Origin of the sequence: Caballeronia sp. GAFFF2, assembly GCF_023631485.1 — a bacterium.
In the GTDB taxonomy this organism is placed as follows: domain Bacteria; phylum Pseudomonadota; class Gammaproteobacteria; order Burkholderiales; family Burkholderiaceae; genus Caballeronia.
In genome coordinates this window covers 290,421-306,314 of the sequence record NZ_JALQDA010000009.1, presented here as the reverse complement: position 1 = coordinate 306,314, position 15,894 = coordinate 290,421, and the positions used below count along the sequence as shown (strand labels likewise).

Annotated in this window: 16 protein-coding genes; 6 read left to right on the top strand and 10 right to left on the bottom strand. The window is 61.7% G+C overall.

Features of this window, described 5'->3' with window-relative positions; all coding sequences use genetic code 11:
• Positions 1-460 precede the first annotated feature (460 nt).
• Entirely contained in the window at positions 461-1,015 is a 555-nt protein-coding gene (locus NCT04_RS06815) for a DUF6013 family protein (RefSeq protein WP_250464526.1), read from the bottom strand.
• Between the two features lie 156 nt (positions 1,016-1,171).
• Positions 1,172-2,188, bottom strand: coding sequence for a zinc-binding alcohol dehydrogenase family protein (locus NCT04_RS06810; RefSeq protein ID WP_244827789.1), 1,017 nt, complete (start codon positions 2,186-2,188; stop codon positions 1,172-1,174).
• A gap of 105 nt (positions 2,189-2,293) precedes the next feature.
• Here NCT04_RS06810 and NCT04_RS06805 point away from each other — a divergent pair, with 105 nt between their 5' ends.
• The 4 genes from NCT04_RS06805 to NCT04_RS06790 all read left to right on the top strand — a co-directional run bounded on the left by NCT04_RS06805 (position 2,294) and on the right by NCT04_RS06790 (position 5,151).
• The gene (locus NCT04_RS06805) at positions 2,294-3,259 is read left to right on the top strand and encodes a LysR family transcriptional regulator (RefSeq protein ID WP_250464524.1); all 966 of its coding nucleotides are present in this window, start codon (positions 2,294-2,296) and stop codon (positions 3,257-3,259) included.
• Between the two features lie 249 nt (positions 3,260-3,508).
• Positions 3,509-4,348, top strand: coding sequence for a phosphoserine phosphatase SerB (gene serB / locus NCT04_RS06800; RefSeq protein ID WP_250464522.1), 840 nt, complete (start codon positions 3,509-3,511; stop codon positions 4,346-4,348).
• 144 nt (positions 4,349-4,492) lie between these two features.
• A complete protein-coding gene (locus NCT04_RS06795) occupies positions 4,493-4,759 on the top strand; it encodes an AbrB/MazE/SpoVT family DNA-binding domain-containing protein (RefSeq protein WP_244827786.1) in 267 nt (88 codons plus the stop codon).
• Positions 4,756-5,151, top strand: coding sequence for a type II toxin-antitoxin system VapC family toxin (locus NCT04_RS06790; RefSeq protein WP_250464520.1), 396 nt, complete (start codon positions 4,756-4,758; stop codon positions 5,149-5,151). Before NCT04_RS06795 ends, NCT04_RS06790 begins: the two co-directional genes overlap by 4 nt.
• Before the next feature lie 165 nt (positions 5,152-5,316).
• Here the strand turns inward: NCT04_RS06790 and guaA are convergent, their stop codons facing one another.
• The 3 genes from guaA to guaB all read right to left on the bottom strand — a co-directional run bounded on the left by guaA (position 5,317) and on the right by guaB (position 9,336).
• Positions 5,317-6,900, bottom strand: coding sequence for a glutamine-hydrolyzing GMP synthase (gene guaA, locus NCT04_RS06785; protein ID WP_250464518.1), 1,584 nt, complete (start codon positions 6,898-6,900; stop codon positions 5,317-5,319).
• A gap of 159 nt (positions 6,901-7,059) precedes the next feature.
• A complete protein-coding gene (locus tag NCT04_RS06780) occupies positions 7,060-7,848 on the bottom strand; it encodes a hypothetical protein (protein ID WP_250464516.1) in 789 nt (262 codons plus the stop codon).
• A gap of 27 nt (positions 7,849-7,875) precedes the next feature.
• The gene (gene guaB, locus NCT04_RS06775; RefSeq protein ID WP_250464513.1) at positions 7,876-9,336 is read right to left on the bottom strand and encodes an IMP dehydrogenase; all 1,461 of its coding nucleotides are present in this window, start codon (positions 9,334-9,336) and stop codon (positions 7,876-7,878) included.
• 210 nt (positions 9,337-9,546) lie between these two features.
• Here guaB and NCT04_RS06770 point away from each other — a divergent pair, with 210 nt between their 5' ends.
• A complete protein-coding gene (locus NCT04_RS06770) occupies positions 9,547-10,521 on the top strand; it encodes a DMT family transporter (protein ID WP_250464511.1) in 975 nt (324 codons plus the stop codon).
• Positions 10,522-10,531: 10 nt separating this feature from the next.
• Here NCT04_RS06770 and NCT04_RS06765 read toward each other — a convergent pair whose 3' ends face one another.
• Complete coding sequence (locus tag NCT04_RS06765; RefSeq protein ID WP_244827780.1) at positions 10,532-10,861, bottom strand: RnfH family protein; 330 nt, start codon at positions 10,859-10,861, stop codon at positions 10,532-10,534.
• On the bottom strand, positions 10,858-11,295 hold the full coding sequence (locus NCT04_RS06760; protein ID WP_244827779.1) for a type II toxin-antitoxin system RatA family toxin: 438 nt from the start codon (positions 11,293-11,295) through the stop codon (positions 10,858-10,860). Before NCT04_RS06760 ends, NCT04_RS06765 begins: the two co-directional genes overlap by 4 nt.
• A gap of 115 nt (positions 11,296-11,410) precedes the next feature.
• Here NCT04_RS06760 and smpB point away from each other — a divergent pair, with 115 nt between their 5' ends.
• Positions 11,411-11,860: an SsrA-binding protein SmpB gene (gene smpB, locus NCT04_RS06755; RefSeq protein WP_250464509.1), complete on the top strand. Its 450-nt coding sequence runs from the start codon at positions 11,411-11,413 to the stop codon at positions 11,858-11,860.
• Positions 11,861-11,902: 42 nt separating this feature from the next.
• Here smpB and NCT04_RS06750 read toward each other — a convergent pair whose 3' ends face one another.
• The 3 genes from NCT04_RS06750 to ppsA form a co-directional block, all read right to left on the bottom strand.
• Complete coding sequence (locus tag NCT04_RS06750; protein ID WP_244827777.1) at positions 11,903-12,832, bottom strand: SPFH domain-containing protein; 930 nt, start codon at positions 12,830-12,832, stop codon at positions 11,903-11,905.
• A 47-nt stretch (positions 12,833-12,879) separates the two neighbouring features.
• The gene (locus NCT04_RS06745) at positions 12,880-13,311 is read right to left on the bottom strand and encodes an NfeD family protein (RefSeq protein WP_250464507.1); all 432 of its coding nucleotides are present in this window, start codon (positions 13,309-13,311) and stop codon (positions 12,880-12,882) included.
• A gap of 94 nt (positions 13,312-13,405) precedes the next feature.
• On the bottom strand, positions 13,406-15,823 hold the full coding sequence (gene ppsA, locus NCT04_RS06740) for a phosphoenolpyruvate synthase (RefSeq protein ID WP_244827775.1): 2,418 nt from the start codon (positions 15,821-15,823) through the stop codon (positions 13,406-13,408).
• Positions 15,824-15,894: the final 71 nt, after the last annotated feature.

The following is a 15,894-nucleotide window of genomic DNA, read 5'->3' as shown; positions in this document are numbered from 1 at the left end:
TGCCAAATCAGGGAGGTTGGCGGCGGGCTTTGATTGCGTTGTTGGTTCTGATCCGCGGATGGCGCTGCTGCTGTAAGCTTTACGGAGATGTATCGGTGACAGCGGTGTACGTCGAAGTAGTTAGATGGCGAGGAAATGGACGGTTAGTTGCTTCGCTTGAGTGCGCTTGAGTGCGCTTGAGTGCGCTTGAGTGCGCTTGAGTGCGCTTGAGTGCGCTTGAGTGCGCTTGAGTGCGCTTGAGTGCGCTTGAGTGCGCTTGAGTGCGCTTGAGTGCGCTTGTGCATTGCGGTCGCGACGTCGCCTCTGACAAGAGCCTCGTTGACCTCGCCTGAGACGCACGCGGACCGATTGCACTGAGATCATCGTCGGGGCCGATGCATAAGCCACCGCCCCGCCGTCTGCATGCCGATCAAAGCAGCAAGTCACGATCAGCGCGAAACAAGCCCGCGTCATCAGCGCCCTACTTCCGACTCGCCGTAATCGTCAGTTGCGTTCCATCATCGAGCGTGACGGTCTTCTTGGAGCCGGTCGAAGTCGACATGGAAAAGCGCACGACCTGGCTGAAGCGATTATCGACGGGACACTGCAAGCTCTTGCCGCCGACCGTGACCTTATTCACACCCTTCGGCGCATAAGCTCGAAAGCTGATCTGCACATTGGCCGCGCCGTTATCCGCGATGACCGGCGCAAAGCGAATCTGCACCTGGCGCACGGCCGCGCCGTCCGCGCTATGCGGCACCGATGCCGCCTGCGGACAGCCATCCGGCACTGGCTGCGCGCCAGCGGGCGCCGCGCCCTGCCAGGTAAAGTCGTCGCTCTGCCCCGAGCGGATGGTGCGCGTTTCCTGTTCGTTGCCGAAGCTCTTCGACACCATCTTCACGCTGTATTTGATCGGCCCGTCATTGGGCGCTTCGGAGAGAACCTTGATGCCTGGCGTCGCATGCGCGCTCGCCATCACGCCCAACGCGAGCGCAAACGCTGAAACGATGCGACTGAAATTCGGGCGACGATTCATGCCGGCACCTCCGTTTAAACGCTTGGGGAATTCCGGCGCGCCGCGAACGACGCGCCGGATGACTGAAGGCGAATTCAGTCTAGCGCCGAGCATGCCCGGGTCTCCTAATGGAAAACCCGTGTGCACTTGAACGATGGCCCGCTTCGTTGAAGTTCGTCAAAAACCGGTCAGCACGAGCTTGCCGATCGCGCGCCCTTCTTCCAGCAGGCGATGCGCCTCACGCAGATTCGTCGCATTGATCTTGCCGAGGTCGCGGCCGAGCGTCGTGCGGATCGCGCCTGCGTCGATCAGCCGCGCCACTTCCGTGAGCAGCTTGTGTTGTTCGATCATGTCGGGCGTATGGAACATCGCGCGCGTGAACATGAACTCCCAGTGGAACGCCGCGCTTTTCGCCTTCAGCAGTTCGACCGCGATCGGCTTCGCATTCTCGACAATCGTACAGATGCCGCCTTGCGGCTTGATCACTTCCGCCGCTGCCGGAAAATGCTTGTCGGTGTCGTTGAAGATCAGCACGAAATCGACTTGCGGGAAGCCCGCGTCCTTCAGCTGCTTAGGGATGTCCTCGAAGTGATTGACGATGTGATCCGCGCCCAGCTCCTTCGCCCATTGCGCGGATTCCGGCCGCGATGCGGTGGCAATCACGTTCAGCTTCGCAACCTGCTTGGCCAACTGAATGCCGATGGACCCCACTCCGCCCGCCCCGCCAATGATCAGCACCGTCTTGCCCGCGTCCTTGCCTTCGGCGGACACGTTCAGGCGGTCGAAGAGCGCTTCCCATGCGGTGATGGTCGTGAGCGGCAACGCCGCCGCGCACGTGAAATCAAGCGACTTCGGCTTCGCGCCGACGATGCGTTCATCGATCAGATGAAATTCGCTGTTCGCGCCTTGCCGCGTGATGTCGCCTGCGTAATAGACGGCATCGCCTGGCTTGAAGAGCGTGACCTCGGGGCCGACCGCTTCGACGACGCCCGCCGCGTCCCAGCCGAGCACGCGCGGCGTGGCCTCGGTCTTGTCCTTTGGCGCGCGCACTTTCGTGTCGACGGGGTTGACGGCGATCGCCTCGATTTTCACGAGCAAGTCGCGCCCGGACGGCGCGGGTTTGTCGAGCTCGATATCGACGAGCGATTCGGGATTCGAAATCGGCAGATAGCGAGTCAGTCCAATGGCTTTCATGTTTGAGCTCCGTGTTTGATTGCATGAGGTGTAGTCATCTTAGCCGCCGTCGGCGTTCCGCAAAACCGTCATAATCGTTGAAACATTTTTTGGGAAATCCATCGAATGAGTAGCGAACCGCTTGCCAGCCATGCCGATTCCGACGCGCGCGAACGTCTCGATCTGCTCGACGTCGGCTTGTTCGTGCGCGCGGCGGCGCTTGCCAGTTTGTCGGCGGCGGCGCGTGAATTCGGCCTCTCCCCGGCGGTGGCGAGCGCGCGCATCGCGGGGCTGGAGCGCATGCTCGGCGCGCGGCTTTTGCATCGGACGACGCGGCGCGTGAGCGTCACGCAGGAAGGCGAGATTTTCGCGGCCCACGCACGTGAACTGCTCGATGCCGCCGAGGCCGCGCGTGCATCGGTGGGCCGCGCACGCGAACGGCCTCACGGACGGCTGCGGGTGACCATGCCGTCGTCGCTTGGGCGTCAGCATGTTTCGCCGCTGATTCCGGCGTTTTTGCGGTTGTATCCGGGTGTGAGCATCGAGCTGCGCATGACGGATCAGATCATCGATCTCGTCGATGAGGGCATCGATCTCGCCATTCGTATCGGCGCGCTGAAGGACTCGACGCTCGTCGCGCGCAAGCTGGCGAGCAACCGGCGCCTGCTGTGCGCGTCGCCTGCGTATATCGAGGCGCATGGCCGGCCGCGGCACCCGGCCGAGCTTGCGGAGCACGAGTGCGTGATCCTATCCGACCAGCGCGACTGGAGCTTTCATACGCCGACGGGCGTGATCGATGTACGCGTGTCGGGGCGCATCGTGACCGACAACGGCGAAGTGATCCGGGACGCGATCGCGGCGGGCGTCGGTATCGCGTTGAAGTCGACGTGGAGCGTGGCGCCGCTGCTCGCGAGCGGCGAACTCGTGACGCTGCTCGATGATTATCCGTGCGCGCAGACGGTCGCGATTTGGGCGGTGTATCCGAGTCGCGCGTTCGTGCCGCCGAAGACGCTGGCTTTCATCGATTTTCTGGCCGAGCGCTTCGGCGAACCGCCGTATTGGGACGTCGATCCGGGAAGCGTGCAGCGGTAGGCTTGGGCTTGGGCTTGGGCTTGGGCTTGGGCTTGGGCTTGGGCTTGGGCTTGGGCTTGGGCTTTGGCTTGGGCTTGGGCTTGGGCTTTGGCTTTGGCTTTGGCTTGGGCTTTGGCTTTGGCTTTGGCTTTGGCTTTGGCTTTGGCTTTGGCTTTGGCTTTGGCTTTGGCTTTGGAACAGGCTAGCCGGTCTCCACTCGCGGGTGGCCCGTACAATGTCGGTTTTCGCGCTTATCACAATCCGCCTGCGATGAACCTCGTCATTCAAAGCCCCAGTCTTATCTCCGATGCGCATCTGAAGCCGCTCGCCGCCCTCGCCCGTTCGCGCGAAACGCAGCGTATCGACGACACGCTCTTGCGCCTGACCGATGCCGATCCGCTGCAACGCGCCGACATCGACGCTTATTGCGGCACGCACGCGCTCGACTACGCGTTCATCGACGCAAACGCGAAGTTGACCGACTTCGGCCTCGTCGCGATGGATATGGATTCGACGCTCATCACGATCGAATGTATCGATGAGATCGCGGATTTCTGCGGGCTGAAGGCGGAAGTCGCGGCGATCACGGAAGCCTCGATGCGCGGCGAGATCAAGGACTTCAACGAGAGTCTCACGCGCCGCGTCGCACTGTTGAAGGGACTGGAGGCGACCGCATTGCAACGCGTGTTCGACGAGCGTCTGCAGTTGTCGCCGGGCGCGGAACGCATGCTCGCCGGCGCGCGGGCAGCGGGCTTGAAAACGCTGCTGGTGTCGGGCGGATTCACGTTCTTCACCGAGCGGCTGAAAGCGCGACTCGGCCTCGACTACACGCGCGCGAATACGCTCGAAATCGTCGATGGCAAATTGACGGGCAAGGTGCTAGGCGAGATCGTCAACGCGGATGTCAAGGCGCGCACGCTGCGCGAGACGTGCTTGGAGATCGGCATCGATCCGAAACGCGCGATCGCCATGGGCGATGGGTCCAACGATTTGAAGATGATGGCGGAAGCGGGTCTGTCGGTGGCGTTTCGCGCAAAGCCGGTGGTGAGGGAGGCGGCTAGTCTCGCGTTTAATTTCGTTGGGCTGGATGGGTTGTTGAGGTTGTTTTGAAAGCAAAGTCCGTAAAGCCGAGAAACGGCACCTCAGGGTGCCGGTTTTGTTTGTGCCAGTGGAAGTGGCAGCGCTGACGCTGTCTCGAACTCGATTGTAATGCAGTTTTGCATTACAATCGATCATCAACTATGGAGGTATCTCATGAGCACACTGACGGTCACCGCGCGGGGCCAGGTCACGTTTCGGAAAGAGGTACTGCAGCACTTGGGTATCAAGCCCGGCGAGAGAATCGAGTTGAACCTGCTGCCGGACGGCCGGGCCGAATTGACGGCCGCTCAAACAAAGGGTTCATTTCGGGAACTGCGGGGCATTCTTAAGGGCAAGACGAACGGCGCTCGATTAACTATCGAGGAAATTAACGACGCGATTGCCGCTTGTGGCGCGACCCGAGGGGCTGGCAAGGCATGAAGGTGACAGCTGACACGAACGTCCTGCTTCGCACCATTGTGGACGATGACGCAATTCAAACAACGCGCGCTGTCGCACTTTTGGATACGGCCGACATGGTGGCGGTTAGCCTGCAAACGCTATGCGAGGTTGTTTGGGTGCTGCGCGGCCAATACGACGTTACTCGTGCGGATATCGCTTTTGCAATTCGCACGCTGTTGAGCACAAGCAATGTCGTGGTTAATCGTCCGGGCGCCGAGGCAGGACTTGCGTTACTGGATGCGGGCGGAGATTTTGCTGATGGGGTCATCGCCTACGATGGTAGCTGGCTTGGGGCGGAGACCTTCGTTTCTTTCGACAAAAAAGCGGTATCACTGCTGACGAAGCAAGGGCAAGCTGCACGCCTGCTCTAGCGGTGGCACTCCAGCATAGAGCTCAAGGCAGCGACGGGCTTGTCAACCCGTCCCCTCCCAAAAGCTTTGATCCCGCGCCACCCAAGATTGTTCAGCTGTCAGGGCATCGTCCGCCGGTTCGTAAAGGGTTAATTACCCGGCGATGGCCCATAAAGACACGTCGATTCACTCCCACTCGATCGTCGCTGGCGGCTTCCCCGAGATGTCATAAACCACCCGGTTAATCCCCCGCACTTCGTTAATGATCCGATTGGACACATGCCCAAGCAACTCATGCGGCAGATGCGCCCAATGCGCAGTCATGAAGTCCAGCGTTTGCACGGCGCGCAGGGCAACGACATACTCATAAGTCCGCCCGTCGCCCATGACACCAACGCTCTTCACCGGCAAGAACACCGCGAACGCCTGGCTCGTGAGGTCATACCACGACTTGCCCGTTTCCTTGTCGATGGTATTGCGCAACGTTTCGATAAAGATCGCGTCCGCCTGACGCAAAAGGTCAGCGAACTCGCGCTTTACTTCGCCGAGAATACGCACGCCAAGTCCCGGTCCCGGGAACGGATGGCGGTACACCATCGCGTGCGGCAAACCAAGCTTCACGCCCAACTCGCGCACTTCGTCCTTGAACAGCTCGCGCAACGGTTCGAGCAGCTTCAGGTTCAGCGTCTCCGGCAAGCCGCCGACGTTGTGATGGCTCTTGATCGTATGCGCGCCCTTCTTGCCCTTGCCCGCCGATTCGATCACGTCCGGATAAATGGTGCCCTGCGCGAGCCACTTGGCATCCGTGAGCTTCTGGGATTCCGCATCGAACACTTCGACGAACTCGGCGCCGATGATCTTGCGCTTCGCCTCCGGGTCCGTCACGCCCGCGAGCTTCGCGAGAAACTCCGCGCTCGCATCGACGTGGATGACCTTCACGCCAAGGTGATCGGCGAACGTGGACATCACCTGCTCGGCTTCGTTCTGACGCAAGAGGCCGTGATCGACAAACACGCAAGTCAGCTGATCGCCGATCGCGCGATGCAACAGCGCCGCCGCCACAGACGAATCCACGCCGCCCGACAAGCCCAGAATGACATGCTCGCCGCCAACCTGCTCGCGAATCTTCGCGACCGCTTCGTCGATGTAATGACCCATCTCCCAGTCCGCTTTCGCGCCGCACAGTCCAAGCACGAAGCGATCGAGCATCGCGCGGCCTTGCACGGTGTGCGTGACTTCGGGATGCCATTGCACGCCGTAGAAGCGGCGGTCGTCGTCGGCCATCGCGGCGATCGGACACGCAGGCGTCGAGGCCATGAGTTTGAAGCCGGCCGGCAAGTCGGCGACCTTGTCGCCGTGACTCATCCACACCTTCAGCATCGCCTCGCCCTCGGCGCTCTTGAAGTCTTCGATGCCTTCAAGAAAGCTCGTGTGGTTGAGCGCAGCCACTTCCGCATAGCCGAATTCGCGCACGCTGCCGAGTTCGACCTTGCCGCCAAGCTGATCGGCCATCGTCTGCATGCCGTAGCAGATGCCGAGCACCGGCACGCCGAGATCGAACACAACCTGCGGCGCGCGCGGCGAGCCCGCCTCGGTGACCGAGTTCGGGCCGCCCGACAGGATGATGCCCTTCGGCGCGAACTCGCGGATGAAGGTTTCATCGACGTCGTACGGATGGATTTCCGAGTAGACGTGCGATTCGCGGATGCGCCGCGCGATCAGTTGCGTGACTTGGGAGCCGAAATCGAGGATCAGGATTTTGTCGTGCATGGCTGCGGCCAAAGGCTAAGTGAACGAATGGGTCTTGTGCCGGCTGCGCGCGAATCTCGCGCGAAGTCCGGCTGCCAATAAATCGACGGTCGGCGCAAAGGCCGACCGTGCTTGTCTTACTGCGGTACTGCCCGACGATGATCTGCCGTTTGCACGCCATCAGAGCGGCGTCTGGCGAACATCGGCACCGGTCAGCGGATCGACGCGTCTGCCCGTGACCGGATCGATATCGCCGCTGATTACAGGCTCGATGCGCTTGTCCGTCACCGGATCGATTTCGCGGCCACCGACGGGGTCGAACGTGCGGCCCGTGACCGGATCGACCGCGCCGCCGTCCATACGCGTGCGAGACAGCGGCGTCGCGGTATCAAGCGGACGCCCGGACGAATCGACCGTGCGGCCTGAAACTGGATCGATGGCCGTAGCTTCCGGCGCGCGCGCCAACGGACGTGTCGCGGTGTCCAACGGTATGCCTTGCTCGCGCTTGTCCGCCGCCTTCTGTTCTGCCCGCGTGGCCGAAGCCTTGCCTGCCGCCGCCAGACGCTCACGCCGCCGCACGGCCGACGACAAACGCACGCTGCCAAGACCTAGCACCATGAGCACGATGCCAACGAGCGTTGCGCTCACCTGCCCGAAGCCGGCCACTTCCGGCGTGCGCAACCCAAGCAGCCAGACCAGCACGATCACGCCGGAAAGCCACTCCACATGGCCCGAAACTCTTGCAGCCCGCGCCGTCAACGCGCCGTCGATAGCCGCGTGCAGTGAAAGCCACGCCAGTCCGAGCAACGCCACGCCGAGCAATTGCCCGGCGAAGGCGGGCTGAACGAGGATGGGGTCGAGTTGCAGCGCGGCGTACAGGCCGGTCCACGGCGTCAGCAGGAACAATACGCCGAACGCCAGAAAGATCAGCGCATTGACGATCAGCACGGCCCGCAGCAACGGTTTCATGATCGATCCCCGGGTTAGTCAATATGTTCAGTCGACGTGGTAATTCGGCGCTTCCTTCGTGATCTGCACGTCGTGCACGTGCGACTCGCGCATGCCGGCCGCCGTGATCTGAACGAACTCAGCCTTGTCGTGCAACTCGGCAATGGTGCTGCAGCCGCAATAACCCATGCTCGCGCGCACACCGCCGATGACCTGGAACAGGATGGCGTTGACCGAGCCCTTGTAGGCCACGCGGCCTTCGATGCCTTCCGGCACGAGCTTGTCGATGTTCGCCGAGTTGTCCTGGAAGTAGCGGTCCGCCGCGCCGTCCTTCATCGCGCCGACTGAACCCATGCCGCGATACGCCTTGTACTGGCGGCCCTGGAACAGGAACACGTCGCCGGGCGACTCTTCCGTGCCCGCGAGCATGCTGCCCATCATGACGACGTTCGCGCCAGCCGCAAGCGCCTTGGCGACATCGCCCGAGAAGCGCGCGCCGCCGTCCGCGATCACCGGCACGCCGCTGCCGCGCAATCCTTCAGAGACGTTCGCGATTGCCGTGATCTGCGGCACGCCCACGCCCGCGACGATCCGCGTCGTGCAGATGGAGCCCGGACCGATACCGACCTTCACCGCGTCCGCGCCGTATTCGACGAGCGCCTTGGCGGCAGCCGCCGTAGCGATGTTGCCGCCGATCACCTGCACCTTCGGGTAGTTCTGCTTCACCCAGCGCACGCGTTCGAGCACGCCCTGGCTGTGGCCGTGCGCGGTATCGACGACGATCACGTCCACGCCCGCCGCCGCGAGCAGCTCGACGCGCTCCTCGTTGTCCGCGCCCACGCCCACTGCCGCGCCCACCCGCAGCTTGCCGTCTTCGTCTTTACAAGCGTCCGGATTCTCGGTCTGCTTCGTGATGTCTTTCACGGTCATCAGGCCGCGCAGTTCGAACGCGTCATTGACCACGAGCACGCGTTCCAGGCGATGGCTATGCATCAGCGCCTTGGCTTGTGCGAGCGGCGTGCCTTCCTTGACCGTCACGAGGCGCTCGCGCGGCGTCATGATGTTGCGCACGGGCTCTTCCATGCGCTCTTCGAAGCGCAGGTCGCGGTTGGTGACGATGCCGATGAGCTTCGCGCCTTCCACGACAGGAAAGCCCGAAATGCCATGCTGCTGCGTAAGCGCGATGACGTCGCGTACGCGCATTTCCGGCGGCACGGTGATCGGGTCGCGCACCACACCCGACTCGAAGCGCTTGACCTTGGCGACTTCGCGCGCTTGCTCTTTGGCAGTGAGATTCTTGTGAACGATGCCGATGCCGCCCATCTGCGCCATGGCGATGGCGAGCCGGCCTTCGGTGACCGTGTCCATGGCGGCGGACACGAGGGGCACATTCAGGGAGATGTTGCGAGTCAGCTGGGATTTCAGACTGGTATCGCGCGGAAGTACGCTGGAGAACGCAGGCACGAGGAGCACGTCATCGAACGTGAGTGCTTTCTGGATCAGACGCATGGCAAATCCTATGGGCGCAAAAGCAGATTATACCGATAGTTCCTCGGGTTTTCACTGCCCGAACAGCGGCTTAGCTCAAACGCATGCAAGTTACGGGCCGGGCGTGCGGGCGTTCTGACCGCTCCTGGCATATGCAGAATTAGACAAGACGTGGCTGGCGCGCGCCTTTACCCTCGCCTACATCGAATGGACGCGGGTCAGGGAGTCGGGATGCAGCGCGGTGTGATGTACGGAATGTCGGCCGGAGCAATCTGGGGTTTCATTTTTCTGGCGCCGCGGCTGTTGCCCGATTTCTCGCCGCTTGCTTTGAGCGTCGGACGGTATCTGATGTATGGCGCCGTGTCGCTCGCGGTGGCGCTGCCTATCGCGCGGCGGTTGATGACCAAGCTCACGCGCGCCGATCTCCTCGCGCTCGTAAAACTGGCGCTCGTCGGCAACCTTCTTTACTACATGCTGCTTGCAAGCGCGGTGCAACTGGTCGGCGTCGCGCCGACATCGCTGATCGTCGGCATCCTGCCCGCCACCGTCACGCTCGCGGGGCGGCGCGATGATGGCGCGGTGGAATTGCGGCGCCTCGCCGGGCCGTTGTCGATGATCCTGGCGGGCATCGCGTGCATCAATCTGGATGTGTTTCGCGACGTGTTTTTGCAGCATGGCAGCGTCGAGACGAGCAGCGTGCCGACACGTCTTGCCGGCCTCGCATGCGCGCTCGGGGCGCTCGCCGCGTGGACCTGGTATGCGGTCGTCAACGCGCGCTACGTGCAGGCGAACCATCGTTTCGACGGCAACGAATGGTCGGTGCTGTGGGGAATCGTGACGGGCGTGCTGGGCGCAATCCTCGGCGCGATCATGTGGATGTTGCCCGCAGGCAGCGTGCAGGCCGCCGTGTCGCCCGAACGCTGGCAGTTGTTCTGGCTCGTGAGTTTTGCCCTGGCGGCGGGCGGTTCGTGGGTCGGCAACATCTTGTGGAACGCGGCGGCCAAGCGCTTGCCCCTAACGCTGTCCGGTCAGCTGATTGCGTTCGAAACGCTCTTCGCGCTGCTCTATGCCTTTGTCTACGACGGCCGCTGGCCGCGCGTGCCGGAAATCTGCGCCATCGCTTTGCTGACTGCGGGCGTGAGTTGGTCGGTGCGTCAGCACAGCGTCGTGACGCCTCGCGTTAGCAAGGAAGCGCCTGCGCATTGAAAGGCGCCGGCTAACGCGAATCTTTCGACTGCCACTTGCGGCCTTCGATCGAACCGGCCTTGCGTGTCTTCGCCACCCGTCGCAAACGCGCGGTTTTTGGGTCGACCTTGAGCGGCCGATAAATCTCCACGCGATCGAAGTCCGACAACGCCGTATCGAGCGGCTGGGCCTTGCCGAACACGCCGACCTTTTGTGTCGACAAATCGATTTCCGGATGCTGCTTCAAGACCCCGCTCACTTCAATGGCCTCTCGCACCGTCGCACCTTCGCGCAGATCGAGGTGCGCGAGAAAGCTCGCGCCATCGGCAAGACCGTAACAAACGTCGATACGAAGGCTCATTTCTTGCCGTACCGTTGATCCGCGCGCTTCACGAAGGAATCGACGAAGGTGTTGGCAATATGGCTGAACACCGGCCCGATCAGCTTCTCCAGAATGAGGTTCGAGAACTCGTAGTGGAGCGCGAACTCGATCTTGCAGGCGTCCGCGCGCAGGGGCGTGAAGCGCCAATAGCCCGTGAACTTCTTGAAAGGGCCGCTTAAGAACACCATATCGATGCTGGTCGGACGTTTTTGCACGTTGCGCGTGGCAAAGTGCTGCTTGATGCCCTTGAAGCTGATGTCGATCTTCGCTTCCATGCCGTTCTCGTCCTGCCGCCCGATCTCCACGCCGCCGCACCACGGCAGAAAATTGGGGTAGTCGGCGACATCGGTGACGAGGTCGAACATTTCTTCCGCTGAATGGCGGATCAATACTGTTTTTTGGACGTCTGCCATAAAGGGCGCGGCGGGTGGCTTGATTGGGCGGCAACTGCGCTGGACGCATGGGATCGTCCCACAGACGGCGCGCTGCTAAAATTGTGATTTTAAACGAGTTGGGCACTTTCCATTCATGAGCATCATCGACAACAGAAAAGCCTTCTTCGATTACTTCATCGAGGAACGCTTCGAGGCGGGTCTCGTGCTCGAAGGCTGGGAAGTCAAGGCGCTGCGCGCGGGCCGCGGGCAGATCAAGGAAGGCTACGTCGTCATCAAGCAAGGCGAGCTGTACCTGATTGGCACGCATATCAGCCCGCTGCCCGAAGCCTCGACGCATATCAACCCGGACCCGGTGCGCACGCGCAAGCTGCTTTTGCATCGCGATCAGATCGACAAGCTCATCGGCAAGGTCGAGCAGCGTGGGCATACGCTCGTGCCGCTCAACTTCCACTACAAGGAAGGCCGCGTGAAGTGCGAGATCGGGCTTGCCAAGGGCAAGAAGCTGCATGACAAGCGCGAGACGGAGAAGAAGCGCGATTGGGACCGCGAACGCGCGCGTCTCATGCGAACGGCCGCGCGTTGATTCCGCATGCAAAAAGGGGCGCCCGAAAGCGCCCCTTCTGCTTTAGCTCTTCCTGATGATGCCGCCCCCGCCCTCGCCTTTCACGATAGCGAGCGCCGATGCGATCATCGAGCCCATGTCGGACATGTTGCCCGGCACGATGAGCGTGTTGCCCGCCTTCGCGATATTGCCGAACGCGCCGACATACTGCTCGGCGACCTTGAGGTTCACTGCTTCCATGCCGCCCGCCGTCTGAATCGCCGCGCCGATCTTCTCGATGGCTTGCGCGTTCGCCTCGGCCACCGCGAGAATGGCCGCTGCCTCGCCCTGCGCCTGGTTGATCGCCGCCTGACGCTCGCCCTCGGACTTCTGAATCGCCGCCTCGCGCGCGCCGGAAGCAATGTTGATCTGCTCCTGCTTGCGCCCTTCGGATGCCGCGATCAACGCCCGCTTCTCGCGCTCGGCGGTAATCTGCGCCTGCATCGCGTGAAGGATGTCCTTCGGCGGCGTCAGATCCTTGATTTCGTAGCGAAGCACCTTCACGCCCCAGTTCGACGCGGCTTCGTCCAGCGAAGCGACGATGTTCTGGTTGATGTAATCGCGCTCCTCGAAAGTCTTGTCCAGTTCCAGCTTGCCGATGACCGAACGCAACGTCGTCTGCGATAGCTGCGTGATGGCAAAAACGAAGTTGCTCGATCCATACGACGCCTTCATGGCATCCGTGACCTGAAAGTACAGCACGCCATCCACCTGCAACTGCGTGTTGTCGCGCGTAATGCAGACCTGGCTCGGCACTTCGAGCGGAATCTCCTTGAGCACGTGCTTGTACGCAATGCGGTCGATGAACGGCAGCACGATGTTCAGGCCCGGCGTCAACGTCGCGTGATAGCGGCCGAGACGTTCCAGCACCCATGCGTGCTGCTGCGGAACGATCTTGACCGTGTTCACCACAATCACGATTGCGATGACGAGCAAGACTAGCGCGAAAATCATTTTCTACTCCTTGGGTTCTTGTTGATCGAGTTTCGACCGGTTTGCGCTCAGGAGCCTTTTGCGGCAACGACGAGCCGGCTGCCGTCGAGCGCGGTGATGCGATACCAGCGCGCCGTTTCCGACTCGCCCGGCGCCAGCACGATGTCCCACTGCGCGCCGCGATACATCGCCCGCGCGCGGCCATCGCGCCATTCGTCGACCTCGAGCGTCGCGCCGATGTCGAGATTCACCGCCGCATCGCGCGTGGCGTCGCGCCGCTTCCAGTTGCCGAAGCGCGAACGCCGCAACACAGCGACCGCGACCAGCGCGACGACCGCCGCCACGCCGAACTGCACGTGCGGCAACGCGCCCATTGCATGCGCAAGACCGCCCGCGATCAACCCGAGCGCGATCATCAGCAGATAGAACGTGCCGGTAAACAACTCCGTTACGATCAACGCACCGGCTGCGATCCACCAGATCAGTCCATTCGTCGCCATGCTCGTCTCCAAACGAAAACACCCCGGAAAGGTCCGGGGTGTTTTTTATAGCATGATGCGCCTCTCCGTCAGCACATGGAAAGGCACGGCTTACTTATTTTGACAAAGTAGTCGCCAATTGCTGCCAGGTGTCAATGATGGTGTCCGGGTTCAGCGACATGGATTCGATGCCCTGCTTTGCCAGCCATTCGGCGAGGTCCGGGTGATCCGACGGGCCCTGACCGCAAATGCCGACGTACTTGTTGAGCCGCAGACACGTCTCGATTGCGCGCTTCAGCATGAACTTCACGGCTTCGTCGCGTTCGTCGAAGTCGGCGGCGAGCAGTTCCATGCCGGAGTCGCGGTCGAGGCCGAGCGTAAGCTGCGTCAAGTCGTTCGAACCGATGGAGAAGCCGTCGAAGAACTGCAGGAATTCTTCGGCGAGAATCGCGTTGGACGGCACTTCGCACATCATCACGAGCTTGAGGCCGTTCACGCCGCGCTTGAGCCCGAACTTGTCGAGCAGACCGACCACGCGCTCCGCCTGCTTCAGCGTGCGCACGAACGGCACCATGATCTCGACGTTGTCGAGTCCCATGTCTTCACGCACCTTCTTCAGCGCGATGCATTCCATATGGAACGCTTCGGCGAAGTCGTCCGAGATATAGCGCGATGCGCCGCGGAAACCGAGCATCGGATTTTCTTCGTCCGGCTCGTAGCGCGAACCGCCGATCAGCTTCTTGTACTCGTTCGACTTGAAGTCGGACAGACGCACGATGACGGGCTTCGGATAGAACGCCGCCGCGATCGTGGCGATGCCTTCGGTCAGCTTGTCGACGTAGAACGCACGCGGCGACGCATGACCGCGCGCAACGCTTTCGACGGCCTTCTTCAAATCGGCGTCGATATTCGGGTACTCGAGAATAGCCCGCGGATGCACGCCGATATTGTTGTTGATGATGAATTCGAGCCGCGCCAGGCCCACACCCGCGTTCGGCAACTGTGAGAAGTCGAACGCAAGTTGCGGATTGCCGACGTTCATCATGATCTTGACCGGAATCTTCGGCAGTTCACCGCGCTGCACTTCGGTCACTTCGGTTTCGAGCAGGCCGTCGTAGATCTTGCCTTCGTCGCCTTCCGCGCACGATACCGTGACGAGCGCGCCGTCCTTCAGCAAGTCCGTTGCGTCGCCGCAGCCAACCACTGCCGGCACGCCCAATTCACGCGCGATGATCGCCGCGTGGCACGTGCGCCCGCCGCGATTCGTCACGATGGCCGATGCGCGCTTCATCACCGGTTCCCAGTTCGGGTCGGTCATGTCGGCGACGAGCACGTCGCCCGGTTGCACACGTTCCATTTCCGACGGGTCGTGAATCACGCGCACCGGACCCGCGCCGATCTTCTGGCCGATTGCGCGGCCCGTGGTCAGCACGTTCGACTGGCCCTTCAGCTTGAAACGCATCTCGGCCTTGCCCGCGGCCTGGCTCTTCACCGTTTCCGGACGCGCCTGGAGAATGAAAATCTTGCCGTCGCGACCGTCGCGGCCCCACTCGATGTCCATCGGACGCTGATAGTGCTTCTCGATGATCACCGCGTACTTCGCGAGCTCGATCACGTCTTCATCGGAAATGGAGAAGCGGTTGCGCTGCTCGTGCGGCACGTCCACCGTCTTCACGCGGCCCGCTTCGCCGGCCTTCGTGAACTCCATCTTGATGAGCTTCGAGCCGATGGAACGGCGGATGATCGGATACTTGTTCTGCGCGAGCGTGGTCTTGAAGACGTGGAACTCGTCCGGATTCACCGCGCCCTGCACCACCGTTTCGCCGAGACCGTAGCTCGACGTGATGAACACGGTTTCCTTGAAGCCCGATTCCGTGTCGATGGTGAACATGACGCCCGCTGCGCCCACGTCCGAACGGACCATGCGTTGCACGCCCGCCGACAACGCGACTTCAGCGTGGGTGAAGCCCTTGTGGACGCGATAAGAAATGGCGCGGTCGTTGTACAGCGACGCGAACACGTGCTTCATGCGGTCGAGCACGTCTTCGATGCCGACGACGTTCAGATAGCTCTCCTGCTGACCCGCGAACGATGCGTCGGGCAAATCCTCAGCGGTCGCCGAGGAACGCACGGCGAACGAAAGCTCTTCGGGCGAGCTGTTTTGGAGGACGTCGAACCCACGACGGATTTCGTCTTCGAGACGCGGCTGCATGGGCGCGTCGACGATCCATTGGCGGATTTCCTTACCGGCTTCGGCGAGCGACTTCACGTCGTCGACGTCGAGCGTCTCCAAACGCTTCGCAATGCGTTCGGTCAGATTGTTGTGATGCAGGAAATCGCGAAACGCGAGTGCAGTTGTGGCAAAGCCCGTGGGCACGCGAACGCCAGCTTCGGAAAGCTGGCTGATCATCTCGCCGAGCGACGCATTCTTGCCACCGACGATTTCCACGTCGGTCATTCGCAACTGCTCGAATGGAACTACATACGCCTGATCCTTTGCGACATCGTTCGCAACATTAACTGCGTTAGTCATACAAGCCCCTAAGGTGGATGAAATTCACGATCGCACGAGTGGGCTCATATGCGGCGGCGCTCATTGGAAGC

What these genes read in the sequence shown, in the direction of transcription:
- NCT04_RS06760 (WP_244827779.1), bottom strand. Translation starts at nt 11,295, where the DNA reads ATGGCAGACGTCCAAAAAACAGTATTGATCCGCCATTCAGCGGAAGAA.
- ppsA (WP_244827775.1), bottom strand. Translation starts at nt 15,823, where the DNA reads ATGACTAACGCAGTTAATGTTGCGAACGATGTCGCAAAGGATCAGGCG.
- NCT04_RS06790 (WP_250464520.1), top strand. Translation starts at nt 4,756, where the DNA reads ATGAAGGTGACAGCTGACACGAACGTCCTGCTTCGCACCATTGTGGAC.
- NCT04_RS06810 (WP_244827789.1), bottom strand. Translation starts at nt 2,188, where the DNA reads ATGAAAGCCATTGGACTGACTCGCTATCTGCCGATTTCGAATCCCGAA.
- guaB (WP_250464513.1), bottom strand. Translation starts at nt 9,336, where the DNA reads ATGCGTCTGATCCAGAAAGCACTCACGTTCGATGACGTGCTCCTCGTG.
- NCT04_RS06815 (WP_250464526.1), bottom strand. Translation starts at nt 1,015, where the DNA reads ATGAATCGTCGCCCGAATTTCAGTCGCATCGTTTCAGCGTTTGCGCTC.
- NCT04_RS06765 (WP_244827780.1), bottom strand. Translation starts at nt 10,861, where the DNA reads ATGAGCCTTCGTATCGACGTTTGTTACGGTCTTGCCGATGGCGCGAGC.
- guaA (WP_250464518.1), bottom strand. Translation starts at nt 6,900, where the DNA reads ATGCACGACAAAATCCTGATCCTCGATTTCGGCTCCCAAGTCACGCAA.
- smpB (WP_250464509.1), top strand. Translation starts at nt 11,411, where the DNA reads ATGAGCATCATCGACAACAGAAAAGCCTTCTTCGATTACTTCATCGAG.
- NCT04_RS06805 (WP_250464524.1), top strand. Translation starts at nt 2,294, where the DNA reads ATGAGTAGCGAACCGCTTGCCAGCCATGCCGATTCCGACGCGCGCGAA.
- NCT04_RS06795 (WP_244827786.1), top strand. Translation starts at nt 4,493, where the DNA reads ATGAGCACACTGACGGTCACCGCGCGGGGCCAGGTCACGTTTCGGAAA.
- NCT04_RS06750 (WP_244827777.1), bottom strand. Translation starts at nt 12,832, where the DNA reads ATGATTTTCGCGCTAGTCTTGCTCGTCATCGCAATCGTGATTGTGGTG.
- NCT04_RS06770 (WP_250464511.1), top strand. Translation starts at nt 9,547, where the DNA reads ATGCAGCGCGGTGTGATGTACGGAATGTCGGCCGGAGCAATCTGGGGT.
- NCT04_RS06745 (WP_250464507.1), bottom strand. Translation starts at nt 13,311, where the DNA reads ATGGCGACGAATGGACTGATCTGGTGGATCGCAGCCGGTGCGTTGATC.
- serB (WP_250464522.1), top strand. Translation starts at nt 3,509, where the DNA reads ATGAACCTCGTCATTCAAAGCCCCAGTCTTATCTCCGATGCGCATCTG.
- NCT04_RS06780 (WP_250464516.1), bottom strand. Translation starts at nt 7,848, where the DNA reads ATGAAACCGTTGCTGCGGGCCGTGCTGATCGTCAATGCGCTGATCTTT.